Below are 26,204 nucleotides of genomic sequence, written 5' to 3' on the forward strand. Positions count from 1 at the left end.
AGGGTTTTTTGCCTTACATGAAGAGAGTTTCATCTGTACGCGTCAAAGCGTCGCGATATACCCCGTCTCTCGATGGGACTGGTAGAATCGCCGCCGGTTCACACGAGGTTTTTCCATGCACGATCCCCACAGCGAACGCATGAGTGGCAGCGAGACCCGCGCGGCGAGCGGTCTGGCCCTGGTGTTCGCCTTCCGTATGCTTGGCATGTTCATGGTGTTGCCGGTACTGGCGACCTACGGCATGGATCTGGCGGGAGCGACCCCGGCCCTGATCGGGCTGGCGATCGGCGCTTATGGCCTGACCCAGGCGATTTTCCAGATTCCGTTCGGGATCATTTCCGACCGCATTGGCCGGCGTCCGGTGATTTACCTGGGGCTGATCGTTTTCGCTCTCGGCAGCGTGCTGGCGGCTCAGGCCGATTCGATCTGGGGCGTGATCGCCGGGCGGATCCTGCAGGGCGCCGGGGCAATTTCCGCGGCGGTCATGGCCCTGCTCTCCGACCTGACCCGCGAACAGCACCGCACCAAAGCCATGGCCATGATCGGCATGACCATCGGCCTGTCGTTCGCCGTGGCCATGGTGGTCGGCCCGCTGCTGACCCGTGCGTTCGGCCTGTCCGGCCTGTTTCTCGCCACCGGCGGCATGGCCCTGGTCGGGATCGTGATCGTGATGTTCATGGTGCCGAAGTCCACCGGGCCGCTGAGTCATCGCGAGTCCGGCGTTGCACGCCAGGCGTTGATGCCGACGCTCAAGCACCCGGACCTGCTGCGGTTGGACCTGGGCATTTTTGTGTTACATGCGATGTTGATGTCGAGCTTCGTCGCACTGCCCCTGGCCCTGGTCCAAAAGGCAGGTCTGCCCAAGGAGCAGCACTGGTGGGTGTACCTCACCGCACTGCTGATTTCCTTCTTCGCCATGATTCCGTTCATCATCTACGGCGAGAAGAGACGCAAAATGAAACGAGTTCTGCTCGGCGCCGTGATGACGCTGATGCTGACTGAGCTATTCTTCTGGCAGTTCGGCGACAGCCTGCGGGCTCTGGTGATCGGGACGGTGGTGTTCTTCACCGCGTTCAATCTGCTGGAGGCTTCGCTGCCGTCGTTGATCAGCAAGGTTTCACCGGCAGGTGGCAAGGGCACGGCCATGGGCGTGTACTCCACCAGTCAGTTCCTCGGTTCGGCACTCGGCGGGATTCTCGGCGGCTGGATGTTCCAGCATGGCGGTCTGTCGGTTGTGTTCCTCGGATGTGCCGGGCTGGCTGCACTTTGGCTGGCCTTTGCTGTTACCATGCGCGAACCTCCCTACGTGACGAGCCTGCGCCTGCCGTTGTCGCCCGAAGCGATCCGCGAAGCGGGTCTGGTCGAGCGTCTCAAGGCCCTCGTAGGGGTAACTGATGCAGTGATAGTTGCTGATGAAGCGGCGATCTACATCAAACTGGACACCGAATTAATGGATCGCACCACTCTCGAACGCCTGGTGAACAACCCGGCGCAGACTGCGTGCGAAGCCTAGGAGAACGTTATGGCCCGTGGGGTTAACAAAGTCATTCTGGTCGGTACTTGCGGCCAGGATCCCGAAGTACGCTACCTGCCCAACGGTAACGCCGTGACCAACCTGAGTCTGGCGACCAGCGAGCAGTGGACCGACAAGCAGACCGGTCAGAAGGTCGAGAAGACCGAGTGGCACCGCGTATCGATGTTCGGCAAGGTTGCCGAAATCGCCGGCGAATACCTGCGCAAGGGTTCGCAGGTCTACATCGAAGGCAAGCTGCAGACCCGTGAGTGGGAAAAAGACGGTATCAAGCGTTACACCACCGAGATCGTGGTCGACATGCAGGGCACCATGCAACTACTGGGCGGCCGTCCACAACAGGGCGACCAACAAGGCGGTGGCAACAACTACCAGCAGCAGGCGCCACGCCAGCAGGCTCCGCGTCCGCAGCAGTCGGCACCTCAGCAGCGTTCGGCCCCGGCTCCACAGCAGGCCGCACCGCAACCGGCCCCGGATTTCGACAGCTTCGATGACGATATTCCGTTCTGAGTCGCTGCTGAATTCGCGCTGAATAAAAAAGGCCCGTCGCTGAACACGACGGGCCTTTTTCATGCCCGCAGGTTTTTCAGTCAAGAATCAAATGCGGCAAAAACCGGCTCGAATCCTTGGTGATCAGGCTGTTGTCTTCGCGCACGCCAATCCCGGCCGCCTGGTCGCCGATCACCCAGGAACCGATCAGCGTGTAGCTGTCGTCGAACTTCGGCAAAGGGGCAAGTTCCTGCAGGATGAAGGGCGCATCGGTGTAGGGCCCATCCTCTTTGACGATCAGGCCTTCAGCGGTCTGCAACTCGATGTTGGCGCCTTCCCGCGAGAAGTACGGTTTACGCACCCAGCCCTTGGGCACCGCGCTGCCCGGATTCGGGTCGAGGTGCGCGGCGAGCAGATTCGGGTGGCCCTTGTGAAACTCCCATAGCAGGGGCAGGGCGCCCTTGTTGGAGAGAATGGATTTCCACGCCGGTTCGAAAAACTGGGTGTCGCATTCGGCGATCGCCGCGCCGAACGGTTCGTGGAAGATGAACTCCCAGGCGTGCAGCTTGAACAGGTGCGGGATCCAGCGATCTTCGAGATCCACGAAACGACCGTCAGCGCTCAGGCCGATGTCTTCAATGTCAATGTGTCTAGATTCGATGCCGACCTTTTCTGCGATCAGCCGCAGGTAATCCGTGGTGCCCTTGTCTTCGACCGAGTCTTTCATCGAGGCGAAGTAAAACGGCCGCGTGAGTTTCAGTTGGGCGAAGGCTTCGTGCAGCCGGGTGTCGATGCTGTTGAACTGGTCGGCATGGCGCGGCAGCATCCCGCGCTCGATGCATTGCTCCAGCCAGCCCCACTGGAACGCCGCCGCTTCATAAAGGCTGGTGGGCGTGTCGTAGTTGAGTTCGAGCAGCTTCGCCGGGCCGTTGCCGCTGTAGGAGAAGTCCATGCGCCCGTACAGATGCGGATGACCTTCCAGCCAGGACGTTCGGATCATGTCGTAGTACGGCGCCGGAATGCTCAGGCGATCCAGCAGTTCTTCGCTGTGCACGACGCGGTCGACCAGGTCCATGCACATCTCGTGCAGCTCGGTGGTTGGATCCTCCAGATCGTTTTCGATCTGTGCGAGCGTGAACTGGTAATAGGCGCGCTCGTCCCAGTAGGGCTCGTCGTCGATGGTGTGAAACAGAAAACCGAGGCTCTCGGCGGTCTGCTTCCAGTCGTGGCGCTCGGCGCAGTGGATCTTCTTCATGGTCAGCTGCTCGAACGGCCCCAGCCGCCCCAACCACTGCGTGCGCTGGACTGGCTGCCGAAGCCGCCACGAGAGGTGGACGCCGCGACGTTGACCGGTTTGCGGTAATCGCTGTCGTAGTCCCGCTGGCTGCGGCTCGGCGCCGATTCGATGCGACGGTTCAGCGTCGAGGTGTCGTAGGTCTGGCGGGTATTGCGCTCACGATAAACCGGCCGCGAGTCGATCGCGCGGTTGTTGCTCATGGCATTGCCGATCAGCCATCCGGTGAGCCAGCCGTTGCCTGCACCGCTGGACGAGTGCGAAGTGCTGGTCTGATTGCTCTGCACGGCGGCCGCGTCGCCGGCGGGCATCTGGGCATTGGCGATCGCATCGAGGTTCTGCGCCGGCTCACCGTCCTGCGGCACTTTGAAGCCACCGAGTTTCGGTACGAAACGGCCGGCGGAATTTTTCTGACACCAGTCGGCGGCGAAGTCCGCGTCGCAGGCAGCCTTGTCGTCGTAGGCCGGGGAGATCCGCCGGTGTTCGGCCAGGGCTGCGACGTAGGCGTTCGAGCAGACATCCGGCGCCACTTCGGCGTCGACGCATTGTTCGACGCTCTGGAAGTTGCGTTGCTGCTCCTGGGCGGCCACTTCAGCGGAAATCGCCAGGGCTACCGAAGCGGCCAGCGACAGTTGAACGTACTTGCTTCGTTTCATCTCAGGCTTCCTGCCGATCAGTAGGACGGGGTCATGCACGCGGCGTTGAGCATGCCGACGCTGATCGCCACCGCCGCCACATAGATGCCGGCGGCGATTTCACCGTTAACGATGCGCTGGGACGTGCCTTTGAGCACCAGCCCGGTCGCCAGGAAAGCCAGCAATTGCACCGCGGCCGCGATCACCGCCCAGAGAACGAAGTCGAGGACGTTGATCGAATGAGCGATCACGTTGCTGGCCGGAATCGCGAAGCCGATGATTGCGCCGGACAGTGCGATCGCGGCGGCGCTGTTGCCAGCACGGATCAGCTCGAATTCCTTGTGCGGCGTGATGCGGGTGTAGACGAACTGAAACAGCATGAACAGCAGCACGGCGCCGATCAGGTAGGCGACGAAACCGACCAGCGCGGCTTTGTTCAGGGAGATGGACAACGCTTCCAGCATGGAAAACTTCCTTTTAGATGGTGCTCAAATCGGTGGTGTACAGCGAGATGCCCAGCGAGGTGCTCAGGCTGACGGTGCCTTCTTCGTCCTGTTCGACGGAGAACAGCAAGAGCTCGCGGCGATCGGTCAGGCCGGTCTCCCGGGCGTAGAGCATCGAGTGATGGTTGATGGTGTAGGACTCGTCGGGGTTGATCACCTGTTCGGTGAGCGGCACCAGTTCGGTCTGGCCGCGTTCGGTGCCCCATTCACGGGTGTATTCGACACCTTCGTGGCGATAGGTCGGCAGGCCGATCAGGCTGTTCGGCCCGGCCAGGCGTTGCAGTTCGGCGTCACTGTTGACCGTCACATAGCTGACGTAATTGAACAGCGTCACCGATTCGATCTGATCGTCGCCCGTGACATGTATCTGTACCCAGAATTCTTCATCGTTCAGGTAGTAGCGATGCAGTTTGTTCGACTGTCCGAGGTCGAGCCAGCCGGCGCTCCAGATGGCCTGGGCGTCGGGAACCCGCACTGAAGTGCTGCCGTCGAGCAACAGGCCGAGGGTCGTGTCGAAGCGGATCGCCTTGCCCTGCGCCAGTCCGAGGGGGCCGCCGGCAGACCCGGACGCCGGCGCGGCCGACTGCCAGTTGCTGGTGCCGAGCAAATCTTTGAACCATCCCATGGGTACATTCCTTGAAGCGGGTGGAGGTATTCGTTTGCAAAAACGCCGCTAGTGTACCGGGCGCGCGGCGAACGAGCAGGCAAAAAAGAAGGGCACCCGGTGCCCTTCTTTACTCCCGCCGCCGTTACTGGGCGGACTTCTGCTTCAGACGCTCGAGGATGGCGTTGGCGCTGCCTTCGTTCGGCGTGATGCCGGCTTCGCGCAGCTTGCGATCCAGGTCGTTGCCGGTCGACGCATCGGCCAGCTCGTCGGCAGCGCTCAGCTCGGCAGCGCGTTGCTGCTGCTTGGCTTGCAGACGGTTCAGGGTGCCGACGGCGGTTTCCAGCTTGCCGTTGGCGCCGCCGCTGGCGATCGAGGCGCTGACCTGAGCCTTCTGCACGCTGTCACGGGCCTTGGCCATGTCCACTTGCTGGCGCAGGCTCTTGATCCGCGCTTCGGCCTTGTTGATGTCCTTGCGCATGTTGTCGGCGTAGGTGCCGAACTCGTCGCTTTGTTTCTTCTCGACGCCCAGGTCGTTGGTCAGGGTCGAGATCGCTTCGGCCACTTCCAGCGCCAGGTCTTCGCGGCCGGCGTTCAGGGCGGAAACGGCCTTGGCTTCCAGGTCCCTGATCTTGGCTTCGTATTCGCTCACGCGGTCGGCGGAGAGTTTGTGCTTGGCCATGATGGTGACCAGTTCGCGACGGGCGTTGGACAGCGCGCTGTCGGCGTCACGGATTTCCTGATCGAGGATGCGCAGGGCCTGTTGATCGGCGATCGCTTCGCCGACTTCGTTGGCGCCGCCGCGCAGCGCGGTGAACAACTTGCTCCAGATGGACTGAGTCATTGGATATTCCCTGTTGATTACTTGAAGAAGTGTTCGAAGGCTTCGCTGGCGCGCTGTACGTTGTCGACCAGGGTTTTCACCTCGGTGACCACGTTGGTCAGGCTCGAGTCGGCACTCAGTGCACCGAACATGTTGTAGACGGTCTGGCCGTTGGGCATGGTCTCGATGCCGATCGACGACAGCGGGAACATTTCCCGGCTGCGCAGCACGGCGTCGTTGAAGGCGCGCACGTCGGTGATCGAATCGATGTCCACCAGCACGGTGTCGACGATGATCTGCTGACCGGCGAGGGCGATGTGAATCGGCAGACCGCCGAATTCGTTCATTTCCAGCTTGAGGCTGGGTTCGGAGCTCTGGATCAGAGACAGCGTGATCTCTTGCGAAGCCACCTCGTCCAGCGCCTTGAAAGCGTTGTAGAGGCTATCGATGTCCCAGTTGTTGCCTGCGCTCATGTAATTCTCCGACATGAAAGAGCCAGCCAGAATCGGTTGGCGTAGCTGTTGCTCCATTTGCTTGAGCAAGCTTCGGTTTTCCGGAAGCACCCAAGTTTCGTGTTTCACATAACCGGCGGCAGCCAGGCCCGCGCGCATCTGCTTCATGTAGAAGCTCGACGGTTTTTTCGCGGACGGTGTCGAGCGCACTCCCTTTGGGCTCTCTGACTTGGTGGCAGGGGAGCGGCTTTTCATGGCGATGACTCCGTTATGAACATCTCACGCGTGAGCCACACTACAACCAAATCAAAATGCCATCAATGGCTCACGCGTGAGATTTTCATGACCCACGGAAAAACGCCCGCAACGAGGCGGGCGCAGGTATTTCCAGTTGTATCAGAGCGGGCTCAGCGGCTGGCGGCGAGGAACTCGTCGGTGGACACCACGCTGGCGTAGGCAAAGCCCAGCGCCGACATGAACGCCGCATGCACGTGGGCGGCGGGCACGGTCAGACCGTTGAATTCCAGGTCACGGCTGGCGCAGGCATCGTGGATCACCGTAACGGTGTAACCCAGATCCGCCGCTGCACGGGTGATGCCATCGACGCACATGTGGCTCATGCTGCCGACCACCACGAGCTCCTTGATGCCTTGTTCGTCGAGGATCGATTGCAGCTCGGTTTCGCGGAACGAGTTGACGAAGTGCTTGAGCACCACCGGCTCGTCGGTGCGGTTGAGCACTTTCGGATGCAGTTTCGCGCCTTCGGAGCCCGGGGTGAAAAACGGTGCCTCGGGCGAGGTGAATTCGTGGCGGATATGCACCACCGAATCACCGGCTTCACGGAAGGCCGCGATCAGCCGGGCGGCGTTGTCGGCGGCGGCGTCGGCACCGGCCAGCGGCCACTTGCCTTGGGGGAAGTAGTCGTTCTGGATATCGACTACGATGAGCGCTTGCTTGGCCATGGATGTGTCCTCGAAGTGTGGGTTGGCGTGGGTTCAGTATTGGCGCTGGCCACGGTTTCGAGGATTGGCCGCACCGACAATACACAGGGGAAAACTGACAATGGGTGCAGAAAGGACCGTCGCGGAACTGGGCGTGCTGATGTATCCCGGGGCGCAAATGGCGGCGGTGCATGGCCTGACCGACCTGTTCGGGGTCGCCAACCGGATCGCCGCCGAACACCAGTCCACACAGCTGCCGCTGCTGCGGATCAGCCACTGGCAGGTCGATGACGACCACCCGCCCGTGCGGGTTTACGACAGTCATCCCGGAGCCGACAACGGTTTGCTGGCGGTGTTGATCCCGCCGTCCATTGCCGGTTTTTCCGCGGCACAGATGCCGGCCGGGCTGCTGCCCTGGCTGCGTGAACAACATGCTCGTGGCGCGACGCTTGGCGGGGTTTGTGTCGGCTCGTGGCTGCTGGCGGAGAGCGGGTTGCTCGATGGTCGCAGCGCTACCACGCACTGGACTTCGGCCAAGGCCTTTGCCGAGTGTTACCCGAAGATCAGGCTCAAGGCCGACACGCCGATTGTCGACGACGGTGACCTGATAACGACGGCGGGGCTGATGGCCTGGTCAGAGCTTGGTTTGCGTCTGGTGGACCGATTGCTCGGGCCGAGCATCGCCAGCAGCACCGCGCGGTTTCTGGTGGTGGAGCACAGCGACAGCGCCAGTGCGTGCGGCAGCAATTTTGCGCCGATTCTCAATCATGGCGACGGGCCGATTCTTCAGGTTCAGCATTGGCTGCAGGGCACCGGCGCGACCGATGTCTCGCTGACGGCAATGGCCGAACGTGCGGGTCTGGAGGAGCGAACATTCCTGCGCCGGTTCCGTGCGGCGACCGGCCTGAAACCCACCGAATACTGCCAGCACCTGCGAGTCGGCAAGGCGCGAGAGATGCTGGAATTCACCAATGGCACCATCGATCACATCGCGTGGACGGTGGGCTATCAGGATCCGGGCGCCTTTCGCGCGACGTTCAAGAAAATCACCGGGCTGGCGCCGAGTGAATACCGAGCGCGATTCGGCGTGAGTCCGCAGGCGACCGTGGCGAAGTAATACGCATCTGTCGTGCAAAATGCCGGACCCTGCAGCGCGGTCGTGCAGATTGAAACGGGCGCGGTGCCAGTACGGTTTTTTCAAGTGGCTGATTTTCAGAGTGTTTCAGGCGAGCCCCGGTTGGCCTGATCTCTGCACCCTCTGACCTACATTCAACCCGCCGTTGGAGGGGGACGCATGACCCCGACATCCCGCAGGAAAGTGGTCGTCGCCCATTCGGTCCGGCCCGGCGCACCACAACATGAAGTGCAGACCAACAAGGCCCTCGCGCGATGGCTGGCGCAGATCCTCGGCCTCAAGTTCGGCGGCAGTTACGACGCTGAAAAACATCGCGGCCGGGATATTTATCTGCTGCCGACCCAGACCCTCGTTGGCGCTGCGGCCCGCGAACTGGGCGTGAGCGGCCCGGACGATTTGTGGGGTGGTTTTGTCGAGCACGATTTCATCTGCACCAAAGCCATCAGCCACGGTTTGCGCAGCCATCAGGCCCATGCGCCGCACGGCTGGTCGCCATTGTTCTCCGAGCGGGTGCGCACCGTGGTGCTGGACGGGCTCAGTGTTTTTGCGCTTGAGGATGCACGGCTCGCCGCCGAACATCTGTTGTACAGCGGGCCGATCCGGATCAAGCCGATCCATGCCTGTGCCGGGCGTGGGCAGGAAGTGATCAAGAGTCTCGATGCGTTCGACGAAATCCTCGCCCGACCCGAGGCTGGAGAACTGTTCAGCGATGGCGTGGTGCTGGAGCAGGATTTGAGTCAGGTGGTTACCCACAGCGTCGGCCAGTCGTTCATCGGCGGCAGGGTGCTGAGTTACTGCGGTGATCAATACTTGACCAAGGACGCCCACGGCGAAGAGGTGTACGGCGGCTCGAACCTGCTGGTGGTGCAGGGCGGTTACGAGGATCTGTTGGCGCTGGATCTGCCCGACGACGTGCGTCTGGCGATCCGGCAGGCGCAGGTGTTCGACCGGGCGGCGGACGAGGCCTATCCGCGCTTCTATGCCTCGCGGCGCAATTACGACATCGCCCAGGGCCTGGACAGCGAAGGCCGGCCGCGCAGTGGCGTGCTCGAGCAGTCCTGGCGCATGGGCGGCGCCAGCAGCGCGGAAGTGGCGGCGTTGCAAAGTTTCGTCAACGATCCTTCGATGCGCGCGATCCGCGTGTCATCGGTGGAAACCTATACCGATCAAGCCCTGCCGGCGGATGCCATTGAGGTGTATCGCGGGCCGGCCGAAAACAGCGACTTTCTTCTCAAATACGTGATGGTCAAATCCTATGACGGCTAGAAGCGAAAGCATTCAAATCGACATTGATGACGAGCAGATGAGCGGGACCTTCCTCAGTCCCAAATCGAAAGTCCCCGGCGTGTTATTCGTACACGGCTGGGGTGGCAGCCAGGAGCGGGATCTGGAACGGGCCAAAGGCATCGCCGGTCTGGGCTGTGTGTGTCTGACGTTCGACCTGCGCGGGCACACCGGCGGTACCGGCATTCCGCTGAGCCGGGTCACCCGTGAAGACAATCTGCGTGACTTGCTGGCGGCCTACGACCGGCTGCTCGCCCACCCGGCGCTGGATACTTCGGCCATCGCGGTGGTGGGCACCAGCTATGGCGGTTACCTCGCCTCGATTCTTACCTCGCTGCGTCCGGTGCGCTGGCTGGCGCTGCGGGTGCCGGCGCTGTACCGCGACGAGCAATGGCACACGCCCAAGCGCGAGCTGGACAAGGCCGATCTGCGCGATTATCGCAGCACGCTGATCCGCGCCGACAGCAACCGCGCCTTGCACGCCTGCTCGCAATTCACCGGGGACGTGCTGCTGGTGCAGTCGGAAACCGATGACTACGTGCCCCACGCGACCATCATGAGTTACCGCGCCGCGTGCCAGCAGACCCATTCACTGACCCACCGCATCATCGATGGCGCCGACCATGCCCTGAGCGATCCGACCTCGCAGCAGGCCTACACCTCGATCCTGGTCGACTGGATCACCGAGATGGTGGTGGGTGAGCGGTTGAGCATCATTCAGTCCACATGATTTGTGGTGTCTCTTCGGACGCCTTCGCGAGCAAGCCCGCTCCCACGTTTGAAATGCGTTCTGCCTGTGGGAGCGGGCTTGCTCGCGAAGGGGCCACCAGCCATAACAAAAAAATCAGGACGGCTTCTTCTCGATCCGCAACGCCTTGGCCTTGGCTTCTACTACCAGATACATGACCACGGTGATCAGCAGCGGCAGCAGAAAATAGATCGCCCGATACGCCAGCAGCCCCGCCACCAGACTGCCGCGCGAAGCCTCGTGTTGCAGCAGCGCCACAAACACCGCTTCCAGTACGCCGAGGCCGGCGGGAATGTGGGTGATGACCCCGGCAATCGCACTGATCAGCAGCACCCCGAGCACCAGCGGATAGTCGAGCTTGCTCGGCAGCAAGGTGAAAATCACCGCCGCCATCAGCGACCAGTTGAGCGCCCCGAGCAGCAATTGCAGGACCGCCATGCGCAGCGACGGCAGGTTGATTTCCACCCCACGAATCGACCACTCGCGACGCCGGGAAAACTGGCAGGCAACCAGATAACCGACACTGACCAACAGCAGCAACACGCCAATGCCCTGCAACGCGCCGCTGCTGACTTTCCAGCCCGGTGGCATGCGCACCAGCCCGCTGGCGAACACCACGCCGGCGATGGTCATGTAGCCGAACCAGTTGGTCGCCAGGCTCAGGCCGAGGATCTTGGCGATGTTGCTTTTGCTCACCCCGAGCCGCGAGTACAACCGATAACGCATGGCGATCCCGCCGACCCATGCGCTGAGGTTGAGGTTGAATGCATAGCTGATGACGCCCACCGGCAGGATCTGTTTCCACGTCAGGTCCTGACGAATATAAGTGCGGCCGATCAGGTCGAAACTGGCGTACACCAAAAAGCTCAGCAAGGTCAGGCTGGAGGCGATGATCAGCGTGCGTACCTTGAAGTCGGCAAGGGTTTGCAATACCTCGGCCCATTCGATGCGGCTGGCGAACATCGTCAGCAGGACGATCAGCGCCAGAAAAAACAGCAGGGTCAGCGGACGTTTCCAGCGACTCCAGCGGGACTTGCTCGCCGGTGCCGGATGCACGGCTGCGTGGGCTTCGGAATGGCTCATGAAGGATCACTCCCGGCGGCATGGGAAAAGGGTTTGAGTCGTGGCTTGTGCGCCGGCAGCCAACCGGCCATGGCCGGAAAATGCCGCAGGAAGTGAAACACCAGAAAGCCCACGGTCATGTGCCAGATCCGCCCGCGCGGCGACTTCGCGGCGTCCATCGCCTTGCAGTGGTTGTGGCTGAGGTCTTCGAGGCGTTCGAACAGGTGGCGATTGAAGGCGCGGTCGCGGATCAGCACGTTGGCTTCCAGGTTCAGCGACAGGCTCAGCGGATCGAGATTGCTCGAGCCGACGGTGCTCCATTCCTCGTCCACCAGTGCCACTTTGCCGTGCAGCGGCCGCTCGCAATATTCGTGAATCTGCACCCCGGCCTTGAGCAGGTAGTCGTAGGTCATGCGCGCGGCGAGTTTGGCCACCAGCATGTCCGGCTGCCCCTGCAGAATCAGCCGCACCTCGACCCCGCGCCGGGCGGCGTTGCGGAGCTCGCGCAGCAGGCGGTAGCCAGGAAAGAAGTAGGCGTTGGCGATCACCACCCGCCGTTTGGCGCGGCGCAGCACCTGCAGATAGACGTCTTCGATATCGGTGGGGTGGCGGTCGTTGTCGCGGAACACCAGACGCACCTGACCGTCGTGATCATCGAATGCCATCTCGGCGCGCCGCTGTCGACGGCGTTGCCACCAGAACCTTGCGCGTCCCGGGCGGCCGCTTTGCAGCAGGGCGAAATGATGGATGTCGGCCACCGCCGGGCCCTGAATTTCCACCGAGTAATCCTGCTTCGCTTCGGGACCGAAATCGGCCAGGTGATCGCCGGAAAAATTGATCCCGCCGATGAACGCAACCAGCCCGTCGACCACCACAATCTTGCGGTGCAAACGGCGGAACCAGTTGGTGCGAATACCCAGATGCTTGGGGGCCGGATCGAAGATCTGCAGGTGGACGCCGGCTTCGCTCAGCGCGGCCAGATAACCGGTGCTCAGTTCGCCGCAACCGAAGCCGTCGAGGCTGACGGTGGTGCGCACGCCACGGCGGGCGGCATCGATCAGAATTTCCTGCAACTCTTTCCCGACCTTGTCTTCGAAGACGATGAAGGTCTCCAGCAGGATTTCGCTTTTCGCTGCGCGCATCGCTTCGAAGACCCGGGGGAAATACTCTTCGCCGTTTTCCAGCAACTCGACGCGGTTGTTACCCTGCCAGCGATACTCGACATCGACGGTGCCGGGCTGGCGCACGGGTGGGTTGATGCTGACCGGCTCTACGGCGGATTTCTCCAGCGGTGCACTGCTCATAGTTCAATCTCCACCGACAGCGGCGCGTGGTCGGAAAGGTGTGACCAGGGACGGTTCGCCAGCACTTTGGGCTGGCTGGCTTTGAGGTTGCGCACGTAGATCCGGTCCAGGCGCAGCAACGGCAGACGTGCGGGAAAACTGCGCGCTGCCCGGCCATGATGCGCAGCGAACACCTCACGCAGACCGCAGGGTTCAAGCAAGGCATCGGCGCGCTGGCGCCAGTCGTTGAAATCGCCGGCAACGATCACCGGCGCATCCTCAGGCAGTTCGGCCAGGCGCTTTTTCAGCAGAGCCAACTGATCGTTGCGATGGCTTTCGCGCAGGCCCAGATGGACGCAGATCGCGTGCACCTCACGGTCGTCTCCCGGAAGGCGCAGCACGCAATGCAGCAGCCCGCGGTTTTCGTGGCCGCTGATCGACACGTCGAGGTTGTCATGGCGCACGATCTGGAATTTCGACAGCACCGCATTGCCATGATCACCCTCCGGGTACACGGCGTTGCGGCCGTAGGCGAACTGCGGCCAGAGACTGTCGGCGAGAAATTCGTACTGCGGCATCGTCGGCCAATTGTTGTAGCGCTTGGGATGATGTTCGTGGGTGCCGTGAACTTCCTGAAGAAACACCACGTCGGCGGACACGCTGCGCACCGCTTCGCGCAATTCCGGCAGGATGAAGCGCCGGTTCAGCGCGGTGAAACCCTTGTGGGTGTTCACCGTCAGCACAGTGAAACGGCGCTCGGTGGTGATGACCGTGGACTGCTCGTCGGTGAAGCCGAGCGGCTCGGGAATGCTCATGCGAGTACCCCCTCGGCAGCCGGTTCGCCGGGCACGGTTTCGAGTGTTTTATCCAGATCGAAGCGCTGCAGCAGGCTGCGGGCATCGAACGGCGCGCGGACCTTGATGTCGTTGTCGAAGTAGCAGAAAACCTCACGGGATTTACGCGCCCGAGGCTTCAGGCGCGGGGCGATCAAATGGGCGTCGCCCGGTTGCCGGCCATGGTGCCAGTCATCAATCCGTTCGGCCCAGCGTTGCAGCGCAGCTGGGGTGTAGCCGCTGGCGTAAAGTTCTTCGGCACCGTGCAGGCGCAGGTAGACGAAGTCGCTGGTGAGGTCTTCGCGGTACGGCCATTTCCCGGCGGTGTCGGCGATCACCAGCGCAGTGTTGTAGCGCTTGAGCAGGCGCACGAAGTCGGGATCGATGAAACTGTCGTTGCGGATTTCCACGGCATGGCGCAGCGGTTTTTTGCCGTAGGCCTTCAGGCTCGCGTGGCCGTGCAGGTGTGAGTCGTGCTGACGGGCGAGGGCGGCAGCGGCCTGGGTGTCGTGGGGCAACTGGTCGAGAAAGGCTTCGAAACGCACGGGGTCGAAAGTGAAGTTGGGCGGAAATTGCCAAAGGACCGGCCCGAGTTTTTCCTTCAGTTCCAGCACCCCGGAGGCGAAAAAATTGGCCAGGGGTTTTTCGATATCGCGCAGACGGCGGATGTGGGTGATGAAGCGGGGCGCCTTGATGCTGAACACGAAATCGTCCGGCGTTTCGGCGTACCACTGGGCATAACGTTCAGGCCGCTGCAAGGCGTAGAACGATCCGTTGATTTCGATGCTGTTGACCGCCCGAGAGGCGAACTGCAATTCGCGTTTCTGCGCCAGCCCCTTCGGGTAAAAGTCCCCGCGCCACGGGGCGTAACGCCAGCCTGAAATACCGATATGAATCGTTGCCATGCCGCCCTCCCGTCGAAAGTCCCCATACGGCCTCTGTCTGTGGATGACTGCGAGCGGTCGCGGAAAGTTTCGACGGGATTACGGACGGTCGGGCTGCTACGGATCAGTGCCCGGTGACGATCCGGGCCGAGCCTTCGGCGGGTTCGGCGTACACCGGGCCCAGGCGATCGAGGCGACCGCTCCATGCCGTCAGGGCCAACGCGACCAGCACCACCAGGCCGCCGATCCATGCGGTGTGAATCAGGCCGATGTGCTCGACGATCAGACCACCACCCCACGCGCCACCGGCAATACCGAGGTTGAACGCGGCAATGTTCAGGCCCGATGCCACGTCCACGGCGTGCGGTGTGTGATGTTCAGCCTGCCGCACCACGTACACCTGCAAGCCCGGCACGTTGCCGAAGGCGACCGCGCCCCAGACCAGCACGGTGGCCAGTGCCAGCCACGGGTTGGCGGCGGTGAAGGTGAGCACGAACAGCACGGCGGCGAGCAGGGCGAAGATGATTTTCAGCGCGCTGATCGGCCCGCGTTTGTCCGCCAGTTTGCCGCCCCAGAGGTTGCCGACCGCCACCGACACGCCGTACACCAGCAACACCAGGCTGACGGTGCCGGCGCTGAAGCCGGAGATGTCCTGAAGGATCGGCGCCAGGAACGTGAAGGCGATGAACGAGCCGCCGTAACCGATGGCCGTCATGGCATATACCAGCAATAGACGCGGTTGCTTGAGCACCTGCAATTGCTGCAACAGCGACGCCGGTTTGCTGTGGGCAATGTTGTTCGGCACATACAGCAGGCTGCCGATAAACGCGATCACGCCCAGTGCTGAAACGGCAAGGAAGGTTTCACGCCAGCCGAAATGCTGACCGATGAACGTGCCCAGCGGCACGCCGGTGACCAGCGCCACGGTCAGGCCGGTGAACATGATCGCAATCGCACTGGCGGCTTTCTCCTTGGGCACCAGGCTGGTGGCGATGGTCGAGCCGATCGAAAAGAACACGCCATGGGCCAGACCCGTGACGATCCGCGCCAATACCAGCGATTCATAACTCGGCGCCAGCCAGGCCAGCAGGTTGCCGAGGGTGAACAGCACCATCAGCGACAGCAGCAACAGTTTGCGCGGGACTTTGCCGGTGAGGGCGGTCAAGACCGGCGCACCGATGGCTACGCCGAGGGCGTAGAGACTGACCAGCAGACCGGCGGACGGCAAGCTGACGCCGAGATCGGCGCCGATGGTGGGAAGCAGGCCAACGATGACGAACTCGGTCGTCCCGATGGCGAAAGCGCTGAGGGTCAGCGCGAGCAGGGCAATGGGCATGACGGCACTCCGGTAGGGGATTGAATGGAGCGCAGTGTCGGGGTTTGGTGGGGGTGGAAAAATACAGGGGTGGGCATTTGATATTTGATCTGGGCGCAAAGATCAAAAGCACCCCCTCACCCTAACCCTCTCCCGGGGGGAGAGGGGACTGATCGATGTGTCCTTTTGAGTTACGCCGACGTGATACACCGAGCCATACTCAGGTTTCGACGCAGCATAGGCCGGCTCTCGGACTTGAGAACAAAACGAACTTTGCAGGTCGATGTAACTCGTGAAAACACCTCGGTCGGCTCCCTCTCCCTCCGGGCGGTCCGACGTTTCGGGAGGGCTGGGGTGAGGGGGCTCTTGAACTTTGTCGGTCAAATGTCGATCAGTTCCTTACAGGTTCAACCGAGGGAGCTCTGCGTTTTGACCAGGTTCAGGATCGCGATTCTATTGGGGGCATTGCTGTTGTTCGGCGGCCATGCAGTGCAAGCCGCCAGCCTGCCGGGCGTTCCGGCGGCCAGTGAAGAGCCGGCCAAACCGGAACCGATCGTCCAGGGCGGACTGCTCGGCGCCATCAGTTCCAGCATCGACGACGTGCAGGACAAGCTCGACCTCAACGAACATCTGGTCGACGCCTGGCGCCTGCGCGCCGATCGGGCGGCGGATGAAGTCGACAGGCTGGTCAATCAACCTTCGAACCGCTCAGGCTGGAGCGTGGCGGGGGATTTCATGATGCTGTCCGGCGTGTGGCTGGGCACGTTTGCCGTGTTGACGGTACTCGGCAGTGTGCTGGGCAAGCGGCTGCGGGAAGGGCGCTGGCTGCGCACCCGCCAGCGCAGCCAGGATTTGCTCGGTTACCTGTTGCCCTACACGCTGCCCGCGCTGATCTGCCTGCCGCTGACCCTGTACGTCAGCCATTTTCTGTCGGCCTCGGTGGGGCGAGCGCTGGCGCTGTGTTTCGCCTACGCCACCAGCAGCGGGATATTTTCCACGTCGATGCTGTTGTGCGTGGTGGTGATGTTCAATGTCGGCCACAAGCGCCGCGCCGTGCAGATCATCCGCGACTACTGCCCGAAACCGCTGTTCCTGATCGGCTTTCTCGCCGCGTTGAGTGACGCCCTGACCAGCCCGCAGATCGCCCGGCAACTGGGCGGCAACATCACCAGCAGCATTGCGGTGTTCACCGGTCTGCTGGCGTCGATCATCTTCGGCCTGCTGGTGATTCGCCTGCGTCGGCCGGTGGCGCACCTGATCCGCAATCGCCCGCTGGCCCAGCGCCTGAAACAGCCGTCGCTGCAGGAGTCCCTGAGGATTTTTTCCGGGCTCTGGTACTGGCCGATCGTGTTGATGGTGCTGGTCTCGGCGGTCAATCTGATCGGCATCGGCGAGGACAATCAAAAGGCCCTGCGATGTGCGCTGTTCACCACGGTGCTGCTGATCGGCACGGTGTTTCTCAGCACGATTCTTCAGCATCTTTTCAAGTCGCGCAGGGCCGAGGCGATCCAGCGCAGCAGTGCCTACAAGGAACGCTTTCTCAGCCTGTTGCACGCCTTGCTGCGGATCGTCATTGCGATTGCGTTCATCGATATTCTCGGGCGGATCTGGGGGGTGTCGCTGCTCGATTTTGCGCAGAGCAGCACGGTCGGTCGGGCGATCAGCAATGCCCTGAGCAGCATCGGTCTGATCTTCCTCGTGACGTGGCTGTTGTGGGTGGTGCTCGACACGGCGATTCAGGAAGCACTCAAACCACCGGTCAGCAAACGCTCGGCGCGCCAGCCCAGCACCCGGGTGAAAACCATCCTGCCGCTGCTGCGCAATGCGATCAAAATCATCCTGGTGGTGATCTGCGCGATCACCACCATGGCCAATCTCGGGATCAATGTCGCGCCGCTGCTGGCCGGTGCCGGGGTGGTCGGCCTGGCCATCGGTTTCGGCTCGCAGCAACTGGTGCAGGACGTGATCACCGGGCTGTTCATCATCATCGAAGACACCCTGTCGATCGGCGACTGGGTGGTGCTCGATTCCGGGCATGCCGGCACGGTCGAAGGCCTGACCATTCGCACCCTGCGCCTGCGCGACGGCAAGGGCTTCGTGCACTCGGTGCCGTTCGGCCAGATCAAGGCCGTGACCAATCAATCGCGACAGTTTGCGTTCGCGTTTTTCTCGGTGCAGTTCACCTATGACACTGATGTCGACAAGGCCATCGAGCTGATCCGCGAGGCGGGGGATTCGATTCGCGAAGACCCGTTCCTCAAGTACAACCTGCAAGGGCCGCTGGATGTATTTGGCGTGGACAAGATGGATCTGAACGGCGTGGTGCTGACCGCGCAATTTCGCACGGTCTCGGGCGGGCAATACGCGGTGAGCCGCGCGTTCAATCAGCGCTTGAAAAAGCTTGTGGATAACAGCCCGTGGGTGCATTTCGCGCAGACTTATCCACAGCAGGTTTTGCTGCCCAAGCGACCGGAAGTAGAGGTGGCGCCGGCGCATTCGTCGGTGGTGTTACCGGAGCAGGCGCGCACTCAGTGACGGGTCAGCCTGTTGCGGATTTCGCTCATGGCGGCGGAGTCCAGCTCCACCCAGAATTGCGGCTTGCCCGCGACCTCGGCAGCGACCGGCAACCCATCGCGATACACCAGCCGATTGCTCGCCAGCGCCGGCACTTTCGCCCCCGGCAACAAGGTCCCGGCGAGGTTCAGCGGATCGACGCCGCACACCGCGATCAGGCTGCCGTCATGGGGGCGACGGCGGACTTCGCGCAGCAGCGGAATCGCCTCGGGCAGGGCGAATTGCTCGCCGGCCAGACCGCTGACAAAGCGCCCGCCACGAATCTCGCCCCGCGCTTCCAGTCGATGGAACGTGCGCAACAACTCGCGCCAGCTCGGCAGCCAGTCTGCTTCGCGCTCCAACAGGCGCCAGAACACCACGCCATAGCGGCGTAACAGAGTCATGGCGATGTGTTCGAGGGTTTCGGGCGACGCCGTTTGACGGTTTTCCACCACCGGCCCGCGACGCAAAAGCGCCCAGCGCCCCGCATCGTCCATGCCACCGACAAACGCCCCGCGCCCGCGTCGACTGCTGCGCTGCTGGCGCTTGCTCGCCGGGGTGATCAGCGCCCGCAATCCGGCAAAACTGTCGGCATTCACCAGCCCGGCGCCGACCAGTTCCTGCAAGGCGATTTCCAGCTCGGTGCGCAGCAGGTGTGCTTCATGAGTCAGCTCATCGAAAAACAACGCACCGTGCTGGCTCAGCGCGTCGAACACCTTGCGGGTTTTGGGCGACAGTTCGCTGACCGGCGTCTGCTCGGCCAGCGCGCTCCACAAGCCGACCTGACTGCGCGGCAGCAACACGATGGGGGTGCTGCGCAATGCCGTGCCGCTGATGTTTTGCCGGGCGCTGAGGCGTGTCCATACCAGTTTGCCGCTGCGGCACAGATCATCCAGCCAGCTCGGTGAATAATCCTTGAGCCGCGCCGGAAGAATGTCGCTGTCCCAGGCCGAAGCGGCGGCCGGGTAGCCTTCGAACTGGCCGACAATCGCCGGCAATACGGCGTTGCCCTGACCACGGGTGGACGGGGACACATGCTGCCAGTCGAACAGAAACCGCATGAAATCCTGCAACGCCACCGGCTCGATTTCCCGGCGCAGACGCTTGACGGTGTAGCGGTGAATGCGCGCCAGCAGATGCCGTTCGCACCATTCTTCAACGGTCGACCCCGGCGTGAACTGGCCGCGCAGTACATAACCTTCACGCTCCAGATGAGCGAGGGCTTGATGAACAGCGGCCGGCATCAGGGCCAGCGATTCGGCAATCGCCACCAGCGGTTGCGGACCGAATGCGCCGAGCCGCGCGCGGATCACTTCGATCAGTGCATCATCGGCGGTCCATGCTTCGTCGAAACCGGGCAACGCGGCCAGGTCAGAATGCGCCTGTGGATAAAGCGCTTGCAGACAGGTCAGGCGTTCTCTCGCCAGCCACAGTGAGTGCTCGGGATCGATCTGCAATCGGCAGGCTCGCCCGGTTTCGGCCAAAGCATTCAGCCACTCGCGCCAATGCGGATTGGCCTCGACTTCGCGATCGCTGATGCAGGCCAGGCTCATCAGCGCTTCATGCATTTCATCGGCGCTGTTCGGCGTCGGCCAGGCTTCTTCGCGCACGGCGTTGATCGCGTCGGCGTCCAGCGCGCCGAGGTCGTCGGTGGATTGCGGATCGCTCCAGCGGCGGTTGAGCACGGCCTGGGTGCGACGCTCTTCCAGCGGCGCGTCGTCGAGAAAGGTGTAGGGGCGGGCGCTGAGGATTTCCGCCGCCAACGGCGAGGGCGCCGGCAGGTCGCGGGCGATCAGGCGCACTTCGCCGCGCTCCATGCGCCGCAGCAGTTGCAGCCAGCCTTCGCTGTCCATCGCTTCGTGCAGGCAATCGTCGAGGGTCTGTTCCACCAGCGGATGCTCGGGAATTTCCCGTTCACCGGCGAGGTTTTCCAGGCAGGCGATCTGATCGGGAAACACACTGGCGATCAGGTCTTCGCTTTTCATCCGCTGCAATTGCGGCGCGACCTTGCGCCCGCCGGTGAAGCGCGGCAGGGCCAGCGCCACCCCGGCATTCCAGCGCCAGCGCACACCGAACAGCGGCGCATCCAGCACGGCTTGAATCAGGATGTGCTCGGCGCTGTTGCTGTGCAGGTAACGCCAGACCTCGTCGAGTTCGAAACTGTGGCTGGTGGACAGCGACAGCACGATCGCGTCTTCGCTGGCGGCGGCCTGCAATTCGAAGTTGAAGGTGCGGCAGAAACGCTTGCGCAGGGCCAGGCCCCAGGCGCGGTTGATTCGGCTGCCGAATGGCGAATGGATGATCAACTGGGTGCCGCCGGACTCGTCGAAAAACCGCTCCATCAGCAGCGTGTCTCGCGACGGCAAGGCACCGAGGGCGAGGCGGGCGCGGGCCAGGTAATCCACCAGTTGCTCGGCGCTGGCCAGGTTCAGGCCGAGGGTGTCGGTCAGCCAGTCGAGGGCCGGTTGCAGGTTGCCGGGGCTGGCGCTGAGCAGTTGATCGAGCTGCGCGTGCAGGCGCGCCACGGCCGCCGACAGTTCATCGCTGCGTCCCGGCGCCTCGCCGAGCCAGAACGGAATGGTCGGCGGCAGGCCCCGGGCGTCTTCGACCCGCACCTTGCCGGCTTCCACCCGCAGGATCCGGTAAGAGGCGTTGCCGAGCTGGAACACATCGCCGGCGATGCTTTCCACGGCGAAGTCTTCGTTGACGCTGCCGATGTTCAGGCTCTGGGGTTCGAGCAAGACGCTGTAGTCGGCATTGTCGGGGATGGTGCCGCCGCTGGTGACTGCCGTCAGCCTTGCACCGCGTCGTCCGCGCAGGGTTCGGCTGATGGCGTCGCGGTGCAGATAGGCGCTGCGGATGCCCTGGCGACCGTTGTAGCCTTCGGCGAGCATGCCCAGCAGCGCCTGATAATGTTTTTCGTCAAGGCGGGCGTAGGGCTCGGCCCGGCGGAACAGCGTGAGCAAATCGTCTTCGGCCCATTCCTGGCAACTGACCTCGGCGATGATCTGCTGCGCCAGCACATCCAGCGGCGCTTCGGGTATGTGCAGCGTATCGAGTTCACCCCGGCGCACGCTGTCGAGCAGGGCGGCGCACTCGATCAAATCGTCGCGGGTGGTGGCGAACAGGCGGCCCTTGGGCGTACCGCCGACCTGGTGCCCGGAGCGGCCGACCCGTTGCAGAAAACCGGCAATCGAGCGCGGTGAAGCGATCTGGCAGACGAGGTCGACTTCGCCGATATCGATCCCCAGCTCCAGCGAGGCGGTGGCGATCAGCACTTGCAGCTCGCCACGCTTGAGCCGTTGTTCGGCGTCGAGGCGAAACTCCTTGGCCAGACTGCCGTGGTGCGCGGCCACGGCGTCTTTTCCGAGGCGTTCGCTGAGGTGCCGGCTCAGGCGTTCGGCCAGACGGCGGGTGTTGACGAAAATCAGCGTGGTGCGGTGTTCATGGGCCAGTGCTGCGAGGCGGTCGTAGACCAGTTCCCAGACGTCGTTGGCCATCACCGCCGTCAACGGCACCGGCGGCACTTCGATGCCCAGATCCCGTGGGCGCGCGTGGCCGATGTCGATGATTTCGCACGGGCGGTCATGGCCGACCAGAAATCGTGCGACCGCATCGATCGGTTTTTGCGTGGCCGACAGGCCGATGCGGGTCAGTGGTTCAGGACACAGCGCCTGCAAGCGTTCGAGGCTCAAGGCCAGGTGGCTGCCGCGTTTGCCGGCGGCGATGGCGTGGATCTCGTCGACGATTACGGTGCGCGTGGTGCCGAGCATTTTTCGCCCGGACTCCGAGCCGAGCAGCACGTAGAGCGATTCCGGGGTGGTCACCAGTATGTGCGGCGCACTCTTGCGCATGGCGGCGCGGTCTTTCTGCGGGGTGTCGCCGGTGCGCACGGCGGTGGTGATTTCCAGCGCCGGCAGGTCCATTTGGCGTAACTGCTCGGTAATCCCGGCCAGCGGGTTCTGCAAGTTGATGCGGATGTCGTTGGACAGCGCCTTGAGCGGCGAAACGTAGACCACCAGGGTTTCGTCCGGCAGACCTTCCGGGGTTTCCAGGCCGCGGTGGACCAGTTCGTCGAGCACGGCGAGGAACGCGGTGAGGGTCTTGCCGGAACCGGTGGGCGCGGCGATCAGCGTCGAACGGCGCTGGCGGATCAACGGCCATGCGCGGGCCTGGGCGGCGGTTACCGTCGGGAAGGTGCTGCTGAACCAGGCGCTGACGGCGGGGTGAAAGCCTGCCAGCGCCGCGTCCGTGGGAAGGGGCAGATTCATGGCTCCAGTTATGCGGGTGGGTGGGCGAAGTTGCAAGTACCGCTCGGGATCTACACTTTACGGGTGACGGTTGCGCACTAAACCCGCAAAATGCAACGATTCCGGCAATTATCGACGACGGTGTCACAAAGCATCGTCGCCAAAGCCATCGTTCCAATCAGACTGGGCCTGCTGACTCTATGCGAATGCGCCTTATGTTACTGGGCGGCGGAAATGCCCTTGGGCAGGCGCTGATTCGCCTCGGTGCGGAGGAAGACATCGGTTTCCTCGCCCCCCGCCCGCCCGAAGACGGCTGGGATGCCGCGAGCCTGACCCAATTGCTCGACGACACCCGTCCCGATGCATTGATCAACCTTGCCTACTATTTCGACTGGTTCCAGGCCGAGGTCGTCAGTGAAAGCCGTCTGGCCGGGCAGGAACGCGCCATCGAACGCCTGGCCGAACTGTGCCAGCACCACAACATCGTGCTGGTGCAGCCGTCCAGTTATCGGGTATTCGACGGCTCCCGCGCCACCGCCTACAGCGAAAAGGACGAACCGGTGCCGTTGGGCCTGCGCGGTCAGGCCCTGTGGCGGATCGAACAGAGCGTACGCGCCACTTGCCCGCAACATGTGCTGCTGCGCTTCGGCTGGCTGCTCGACGACAGCCCGGAAGGGATCCTCGGACGCTTCCTGGCCCGTGCCGAACAGCCGGAAGAGTTGCTGCTGGCCGATGACCGCCGTGGCAATCCGACGCCGGTCGACGATGCCGCGCGGGTGATCATTTCGGTGCTCAAGCAACTCGATTGCGCCGCGCCGCTGTGGGGCACATACCACTACGCCGGCCACGAGGCGACCACGCCGCTGGCACTGGGTCAGGCGATTCTCTCCGAAGCGCGCAGCCTGCACCCGCTGGCCATCGAAGCGCCGACCGCCCAGGCCCACGCCGCGCGGCCGGATGCCGCCGAAGAACCGCAACACGCGGTACTCGCCTGCAAGAAAATTCTGCACACCTTCGGGATCAAGCCGCGCGCCTGGCGTGCCGCACTCCCGGGCTTACTGGATAGGTTTTATCGTCATGGCTGAAGGCCCTGTTCTCATCACCGGCGGCGCCGGTTTCATCGGCTCGCACCTGACTGACGCGCTGCTTGCCAAGGGCCATTCGGTGCGGATCCTCGATGACCTGTCGACCGGCAAGCGCAGCAATCTGCCGCTGGATAATCCCAGGGTCGAACTGATCGTCGGCGATGTGGCCGATGCCGCATTGGTCGCACAGGCAATGCAGGGTTGCAGCGCTGTCGCCCATCTGGCTGCCGTTGCGTCGGTGCAGGCGTCGGTGGACGATCCGGTGAAAACCCACCAGAGCAATTTCATCGGCACGCTGAACGTCTGCGAAGCCATGCGCGAGGCCGGCGTCAAACGTGTGCTGTACGCTTCCAGTGCGGCGGTCTACGGCAACAATGGCGAAGGCGAGTCGATTGACGAAGACACGCCCAAGGCGCCGTTGACGCCTTATGCGTCGGACAAACTGGCCGGCGAGCAGTACTTCGATTTCTACCGCCGCCAGCACGGTCTGGAACCGGCGATCTTCCGTTTCTTCAACATCTTCGGCCCGCGCCAGGATCCGTCCTCGCCGTATTCCGGGGTGATCAGCATCTTCAGCGAACGCGCGCAGAAAGGCATGCCGATCACCGTGTTCGGCGATGGCGAGCAGACCCGGGATTTCATGTACGTCGAAGACCTGGTCGACGTCCTGGTGCAGGCGATCGAGAAGCCGCAAGTGGACGTCGGTGCGGTGAACGTCGGCTGGAATCAGGCGACCAACCTCAAGCAGATGCTGGCCGCGCTCGAAGCGGTGGTCGGCGAGTTGCCGCCCGTCAGCTATGGCCCGGCGCGCTCCGGTGACATCCGCCACTCGCGGGCGAACAACAGCCGGTTGCTGGAGCGATTCAAGTGCCCGACGCCAACGCCGATGAACGTCGGCCTGGCCCGTCTGCTCGGCCGCTGAGCTTTTCGCAGACATGAAAAAGGCGCCTTTTGACAGGCGCCTTTTTCACGGCCGGAAATCGGGTTTCAAACCTGTTTCCTGTAGCGAGGGAGCTTGCTCCCCGGTCGATTGCGTAACATCGCCGTCAGTTCTGAGCTGCCCGCCACCAAGCCTCATTCACCACCACGTGAACGTTATTTAGAACTTGTAGCCTAGACCAACCATGTAGATGAAGGGATCAACGTCCACATTCACCCGTGCACGGGTGCCCGGGGCTACGGCGTTGTTCTCGACGGTGGCACGGGTGTCGATGTCGATGTAGCGCACCTGGGCGTTGAGCATGATGTTGTCGGTCAGCATGTAGTCGGCGCCGACCTGCCAGGCCAGGCCCCAGGAGTTTTTCGCCTTGAAGTTGCTGAAGCCGTTGGACTGGGCTTCGCTGCCGACGTGCTCGTCGTAGATCCAGGTGTAGTTGATGCCGCCGCCGATGTACGGCTGGAACGGCGATTTCGCGTCCAGCGGGTAGTAGACGACGCTCAGGGTCGGCGGCAGGTGTTTGAGGGTGCCGAGTTTGCCGTTGGCGGCTGGCAGGGCGGTGCCCTTGAGCTTCACGTCATGTTCGAACGGCGAGGCGGCCAACAGCTCGATACCGATGTTGTTGGTCAGCATGTAGGCGAAGTTCAGGCCCAGTTGGGTGTCGCTGCTCATGGTCGCCTTGCCGCCCAGGTTGGCGCCGCTCAGCGGACCCTGATCGACCTTGACGCTGGAGCTGTCGGCCTTCGGGTTGACGGTGATCGCACCGGCACGAACGATGATGTCGCCGGCTTCGTGGGCGTGGGCGAGCGGGGCTGCGAGCGCGAGGGCAAACAGCGAGGCGCTGAGCAAGGACTTGTTCATGGAAGCTCCCAAAGGACGTTAAAAATGTTTGATGTCCTATGGTACGAATCCGTCTGATACGGTCTTTTGACTCAGCTCAATGAAACAGTGATGCTCCGGATTTTTGTGGAACTTTCATGGCCTCATCGCCAGCCTGCTGGCGATGGCAATCGATCAATCAACACAGAGCAACGGATTTACTCCGGCAGTTCGTAGACGTAAATCTTGTCCGCTTCCATCTGATACCCGGCATCGGCCAGTTCGCTGGTGGACTGCTTGACCTGCAACGGCCCTTCCACCCAGTACGGCTGATACAGCTCGTCGAGCTTCACGCCGAGTTCGCTTTTTACGTGCACGATCTGGTTCGACGGCGGTGGCGGCACGTGGATGCAGGCGCCGAAATATGGCACCAGCAGGAAATCCGTGGTGCGACCTTCTTCGCTCACTTCCAGCGGCACGATGTAGCCCGGCAGGCGGATGTTCTGGCCATCGAGGCTTTGCACCACGGGGGCGTTGGGCATGTCCTGTTTGGCCGCTGGCGCGGACTCCGCCGACAGCGCGTCGCCCATCTTCGACAGGTCGTGCAGCGGCGTCATGTTCGGCACTTCGGGCGCGGCGTCCGGCGGGATCATTTCCGACCAGGTCAGGTCTTTTGGCGCCGCCGCCCACACGGGCAGGGCGACCAGCAACAGCAGCGCAAGCACGGCGCGGGGCATGGTGAAC

At 62.8% G+C, this 26,204-nt stretch carries 23 protein-coding genes; 8 read left to right on the forward strand and 15 right to left on the reverse strand.

All coding sequences use genetic code 11. The features are described from left to right. Positions 1–115 precede the first annotated feature (115 nt). The gene (locus tag CAF76_RS22900; RefSeq protein WP_085648644.1) at positions 116–1,513 is read left to right on the forward strand and encodes an MFS transporter; all 1,398 of its coding nucleotides are present in this window, start codon (positions 116–118) and stop codon (positions 1,511–1,513) included. A gap of 9 nt (positions 1,514–1,522) precedes the next feature. Then, complete coding sequence (locus CAF76_RS22905) at positions 1,523–2,041, forward strand: single-stranded DNA-binding protein (protein ID WP_003228709.1); 519 nt, start codon at positions 1,523–1,525, stop codon at positions 2,039–2,041. 76 nt (positions 2,042–2,117) lie between these two features. Here CAF76_RS22905 and CAF76_RS22910 read toward each other — a convergent pair whose 3' ends face one another. From CAF76_RS22910 to CAF76_RS22940, 7 genes are all read right to left on the reverse strand, one after another. Beyond that, positions 2,118–3,275 carry a glutathionylspermidine synthase family protein gene (locus tag CAF76_RS22910; RefSeq protein WP_085648645.1) on the reverse strand — a complete coding sequence of 386 codons (1,158 nt, stop codon included), beginning with the start codon at positions 3,273–3,275 and terminating at the stop codon, positions 2,118–2,120. Between the two features lie 2 nt (positions 3,276–3,277). Then, on the reverse strand, positions 3,278–3,970 hold the full coding sequence (locus tag CAF76_RS22915; protein ID WP_011336163.1) for a DUF1190 domain-containing protein: 693 nt from the start codon (positions 3,968–3,970) through the stop codon (positions 3,278–3,280). 17 nt (positions 3,971–3,987) lie between these two features. Then, positions 3,988–4,413, reverse strand: a complete 426-nt coding sequence (locus tag CAF76_RS22920; protein WP_064599775.1) for a DUF350 domain-containing protein — start codon at positions 4,411–4,413, stop codon at positions 3,988–3,990. Between the two features lie 13 nt (positions 4,414–4,426). After that, entirely contained in the window at positions 4,427–5,077 is a 651-nt protein-coding gene (locus CAF76_RS22925; RefSeq protein ID WP_085648646.1) for a DUF2491 family protein, read from the reverse strand. Between the two features lie 124 nt (positions 5,078–5,201). Next, positions 5,202–5,900: a PspA/IM30 family protein gene (locus CAF76_RS22930; protein ID WP_064599771.1), complete on the reverse strand. Its 699-nt coding sequence runs from the start codon at positions 5,898–5,900 to the stop codon at positions 5,202–5,204. A 17-nt stretch (positions 5,901–5,917) separates the two neighbouring features. Beyond that, complete coding sequence (locus tag CAF76_RS22935) at positions 5,918–6,586, reverse strand: YjfI family protein (protein ID WP_085648647.1); 669 nt, start codon at positions 6,584–6,586, stop codon at positions 5,918–5,920. 152 nt (positions 6,587–6,738) lie between these two features. Next, the gene (locus CAF76_RS22940; protein ID WP_064599768.1) at positions 6,739–7,293 is read right to left on the reverse strand and encodes a cysteine hydrolase family protein; all 555 of its coding nucleotides are present in this window, start codon (positions 7,291–7,293) and stop codon (positions 6,739–6,741) included. A gap of 100 nt (positions 7,294–7,393) precedes the next feature. Between CAF76_RS22940 and CAF76_RS22945 the strand changes: the two genes are divergently transcribed. The 3 genes from CAF76_RS22945 to CAF76_RS22955 all read left to right on the forward strand — a co-directional run bounded on the left by CAF76_RS22945 (position 7,394) and on the right by CAF76_RS22955 (position 10,421). Further along, positions 7,394–8,389, forward strand: a complete 996-nt coding sequence (locus tag CAF76_RS22945) for a GlxA family transcriptional regulator (RefSeq protein ID WP_085648648.1) — start codon at positions 7,394–7,396, stop codon at positions 8,387–8,389. A gap of 177 nt (positions 8,390–8,566) precedes the next feature. After that, the gene (locus CAF76_RS22950) at positions 8,567–9,673 is read left to right on the forward strand and encodes a DUF3182 family protein (protein ID WP_085648649.1); all 1,107 of its coding nucleotides are present in this window, start codon (positions 8,567–8,569) and stop codon (positions 9,671–9,673) included. Beyond that, positions 9,663–10,421, forward strand: coding sequence for a S9 family peptidase (locus tag CAF76_RS22955; RefSeq protein ID WP_085648650.1), 759 nt, complete (start codon positions 9,663–9,665; stop codon positions 10,419–10,421). The genes CAF76_RS22950 and CAF76_RS22955 overlap by 11 nt, the downstream gene beginning before the upstream one ends. Positions 10,422–10,535: 114 nt before the next feature. Here CAF76_RS22955 and CAF76_RS22960 read toward each other — a convergent pair whose 3' ends face one another. The 5 genes from CAF76_RS22960 to CAF76_RS22980 form a co-directional block, all read right to left on the reverse strand. Further along, positions 10,536–11,522 (reverse strand): lysylphosphatidylglycerol synthase domain-containing protein, encoded by a 987-nt coding sequence (locus CAF76_RS22960; protein WP_085648651.1) that lies wholly within the window; start codon positions 11,520–11,522, stop codon positions 10,536–10,538. Next, positions 11,519–12,805: a cardiolipin synthase ClsB gene (gene clsB / locus CAF76_RS22965; protein ID WP_085648652.1), complete on the reverse strand. Its 1,287-nt coding sequence runs from the start codon at positions 12,803–12,805 to the stop codon at positions 11,519–11,521. Before clsB ends, CAF76_RS22960 begins: the two co-directional genes overlap by 4 nt. Beyond that, entirely contained in the window at positions 12,802–13,599 is a 798-nt protein-coding gene (locus CAF76_RS22970; RefSeq protein WP_085648653.1) for an endonuclease/exonuclease/phosphatase family protein, read from the reverse strand. The genes clsB and CAF76_RS22970 overlap by 4 nt, the downstream gene beginning before the upstream one ends. Next, positions 13,596–14,522, reverse strand: coding sequence for a DUF72 domain-containing protein (locus CAF76_RS22975; RefSeq protein WP_085648654.1), 927 nt, complete (start codon positions 14,520–14,522; stop codon positions 13,596–13,598). Before CAF76_RS22975 ends, CAF76_RS22970 begins: the two co-directional genes overlap by 4 nt. A 103-nt stretch (positions 14,523–14,625) precedes the next feature. After that, the gene (locus tag CAF76_RS22980; RefSeq protein WP_039771949.1) at positions 14,626–15,837 is read right to left on the reverse strand and encodes an MFS transporter; all 1,212 of its coding nucleotides are present in this window, start codon (positions 15,835–15,837) and stop codon (positions 14,626–14,628) included. A gap of 408 nt (positions 15,838–16,245) precedes the next feature. Here CAF76_RS22980 and CAF76_RS22985 point away from each other — a divergent pair, with 408 nt between their 5' ends. Next, positions 16,246–18,351: a mechanosensitive ion channel family protein gene (locus tag CAF76_RS22985; protein WP_085648655.1), complete on the forward strand. Its 2,106-nt coding sequence runs from the start codon at positions 16,246–16,248 to the stop codon at positions 18,349–18,351. On the opposite strand, the gene CAF76_RS22990 is transcribed toward CAF76_RS22985, so the two are convergent. Next, on the reverse strand, positions 18,345–22,640 hold the full coding sequence (locus CAF76_RS22990) for a DEAD/DEAH box helicase (protein WP_085648656.1): 4,296 nt from the start codon (positions 22,638–22,640) through the stop codon (positions 18,345–18,347). The two genes, CAF76_RS22985 and CAF76_RS22990, sit on opposite strands and share 7 nt — an antisense overlap. A 179-nt stretch (positions 22,641–22,819) precedes the next feature. On the opposite strand from CAF76_RS22990, the gene CAF76_RS22995 reads away from it, so the two are divergent. Both CAF76_RS22995 and CAF76_RS23000 read left to right on the forward strand, forming a co-directional pair. Further along, a complete protein-coding gene (locus CAF76_RS22995) occupies positions 22,820–23,704 on the forward strand; it encodes a sugar nucleotide-binding protein (protein ID WP_074691645.1) in 885 nt (294 codons plus the stop codon). Beyond that, positions 23,697–24,626, forward strand: a complete 930-nt coding sequence (locus CAF76_RS23000) for an NAD-dependent epimerase/dehydratase family protein (RefSeq protein WP_085648657.1) — start codon at positions 23,697–23,699, stop codon at positions 24,624–24,626. Before CAF76_RS22995 ends, CAF76_RS23000 begins: the two co-directional genes overlap by 8 nt. Positions 24,627–24,803: 177 nt before the next feature. Here the strand turns inward: CAF76_RS23000 and CAF76_RS23005 are convergent, their stop codons facing one another. Then, on the reverse strand, positions 24,804–25,502 hold the full coding sequence (locus tag CAF76_RS23005; protein WP_064599746.1) for an OmpW family protein: 699 nt from the start codon (positions 25,500–25,502) through the stop codon (positions 24,804–24,806). Positions 25,503–25,678: 176 nt separating this feature from the next. Continuing rightward, positions 25,679–26,197, reverse strand: coding sequence for a DUF3299 domain-containing protein (locus CAF76_RS23010; protein ID WP_039772003.1), 519 nt, complete (start codon positions 26,195–26,197; stop codon positions 25,679–25,681). Between the last annotated feature and the right edge of the window lie 7 nt (positions 26,198–26,204).

The organism is Pseudomonas sp. B40(2017), assembly GCF_002112855.1.
Taxonomy (GTDB): domain Bacteria; phylum Pseudomonadota; class Gammaproteobacteria; order Pseudomonadales; family Pseudomonadaceae; genus Aquipseudomonas; species Aquipseudomonas pharyngis.

Coding starts and splice junctions, on each gene's coding strand:
- CAF76_RS22900 (WP_085648644.1), top strand. CDS start 116: ATGCACGATCCCCACAGCGAACGCATGAGTGGCAGCGAGACCCGCGCG.
- CAF76_RS22905 (WP_003228709.1), top strand. CDS start 1,523: ATGGCCCGTGGGGTTAACAAAGTCATTCTGGTCGGTACTTGCGGCCAG.
- CAF76_RS22910 (WP_085648645.1), bottom strand. CDS start 3,275: ATGAAGAAGATCCACTGCGCCGAGCGCCACGACTGGAAGCAGACCGCC.
- CAF76_RS22915 (WP_011336163.1), bottom strand. CDS start 3,970: ATGAAACGAAGCAAGTACGTTCAACTGTCGCTGGCCGCTTCGGTAGCC.
- CAF76_RS22920 (WP_064599775.1), bottom strand. CDS start 4,413: ATGCTGGAAGCGTTGTCCATCTCCCTGAACAAAGCCGCGCTGGTCGGT.
- CAF76_RS22925 (WP_085648646.1), bottom strand. CDS start 5,077: ATGGGATGGTTCAAAGATTTGCTCGGCACCAGCAACTGGCAGTCGGCC.
- CAF76_RS22930 (WP_064599771.1), bottom strand. CDS start 5,900: ATGACTCAGTCCATCTGGAGCAAGTTGTTCACCGCGCTGCGCGGCGGC.
- CAF76_RS22935 (WP_085648647.1), bottom strand. CDS start 6,586: ATGAAAAGCCGCTCCCCTGCCACCAAGTCAGAGAGCCCAAAGGGAGTG.
- CAF76_RS22940 (WP_064599768.1), bottom strand. CDS start 7,293: ATGGCCAAGCAAGCGCTCATCGTAGTCGATATCCAGAACGACTACTTC.
- CAF76_RS22945 (WP_085648648.1), top strand. CDS start 7,394: ATGGGTGCAGAAAGGACCGTCGCGGAACTGGGCGTGCTGATGTATCCC.
- CAF76_RS22950 (WP_085648649.1), top strand. CDS start 8,567: ATGACCCCGACATCCCGCAGGAAAGTGGTCGTCGCCCATTCGGTCCGG.
- CAF76_RS22955 (WP_085648650.1), top strand. CDS start 9,663: ATGACGGCTAGAAGCGAAAGCATTCAAATCGACATTGATGACGAGCAG.
- CAF76_RS22960 (WP_085648651.1), bottom strand. CDS start 11,522: ATGAGCCATTCCGAAGCCCACGCAGCCGTGCATCCGGCACCGGCGAGC.
- clsB (WP_085648652.1), bottom strand. CDS start 12,805: ATGAGCAGTGCACCGCTGGAGAAATCCGCCGTAGAGCCGGTCAGCATC.
- CAF76_RS22970 (WP_085648653.1), bottom strand. CDS start 13,599: ATGAGCATTCCCGAGCCGCTCGGCTTCACCGACGAGCAGTCCACGGTC.
- CAF76_RS22975 (WP_085648654.1), bottom strand. CDS start 14,522: ATGGCAACGATTCATATCGGTATTTCAGGCTGGCGTTACGCCCCGTGG.
- CAF76_RS22980 (WP_039771949.1), bottom strand. CDS start 15,837: ATGCCCATTGCCCTGCTCGCGCTGACCCTCAGCGCTTTCGCCATCGGG.
- CAF76_RS22990 (WP_085648656.1), bottom strand. CDS start 22,640: ATGAATCTGCCCCTTCCCACGGACGCGGCGCTGGCAGGCTTTCACCCC.
- CAF76_RS22995 (WP_074691645.1), top strand. CDS start 22,820: ATGCGAATGCGCCTTATGTTACTGGGCGGCGGAAATGCCCTTGGGCAG.
- CAF76_RS23000 (WP_085648657.1), top strand. CDS start 23,697: ATGGCTGAAGGCCCTGTTCTCATCACCGGCGGCGCCGGTTTCATCGGC.
- CAF76_RS23005 (WP_064599746.1), bottom strand. CDS start 25,502: ATGAACAAGTCCTTGCTCAGCGCCTCGCTGTTTGCCCTCGCGCTCGCA.
- CAF76_RS23010 (WP_039772003.1), bottom strand. CDS start 26,197: ATGCCCCGCGCCGTGCTTGCGCTGCTGTTGCTGGTCGCCCTGCCCGTG.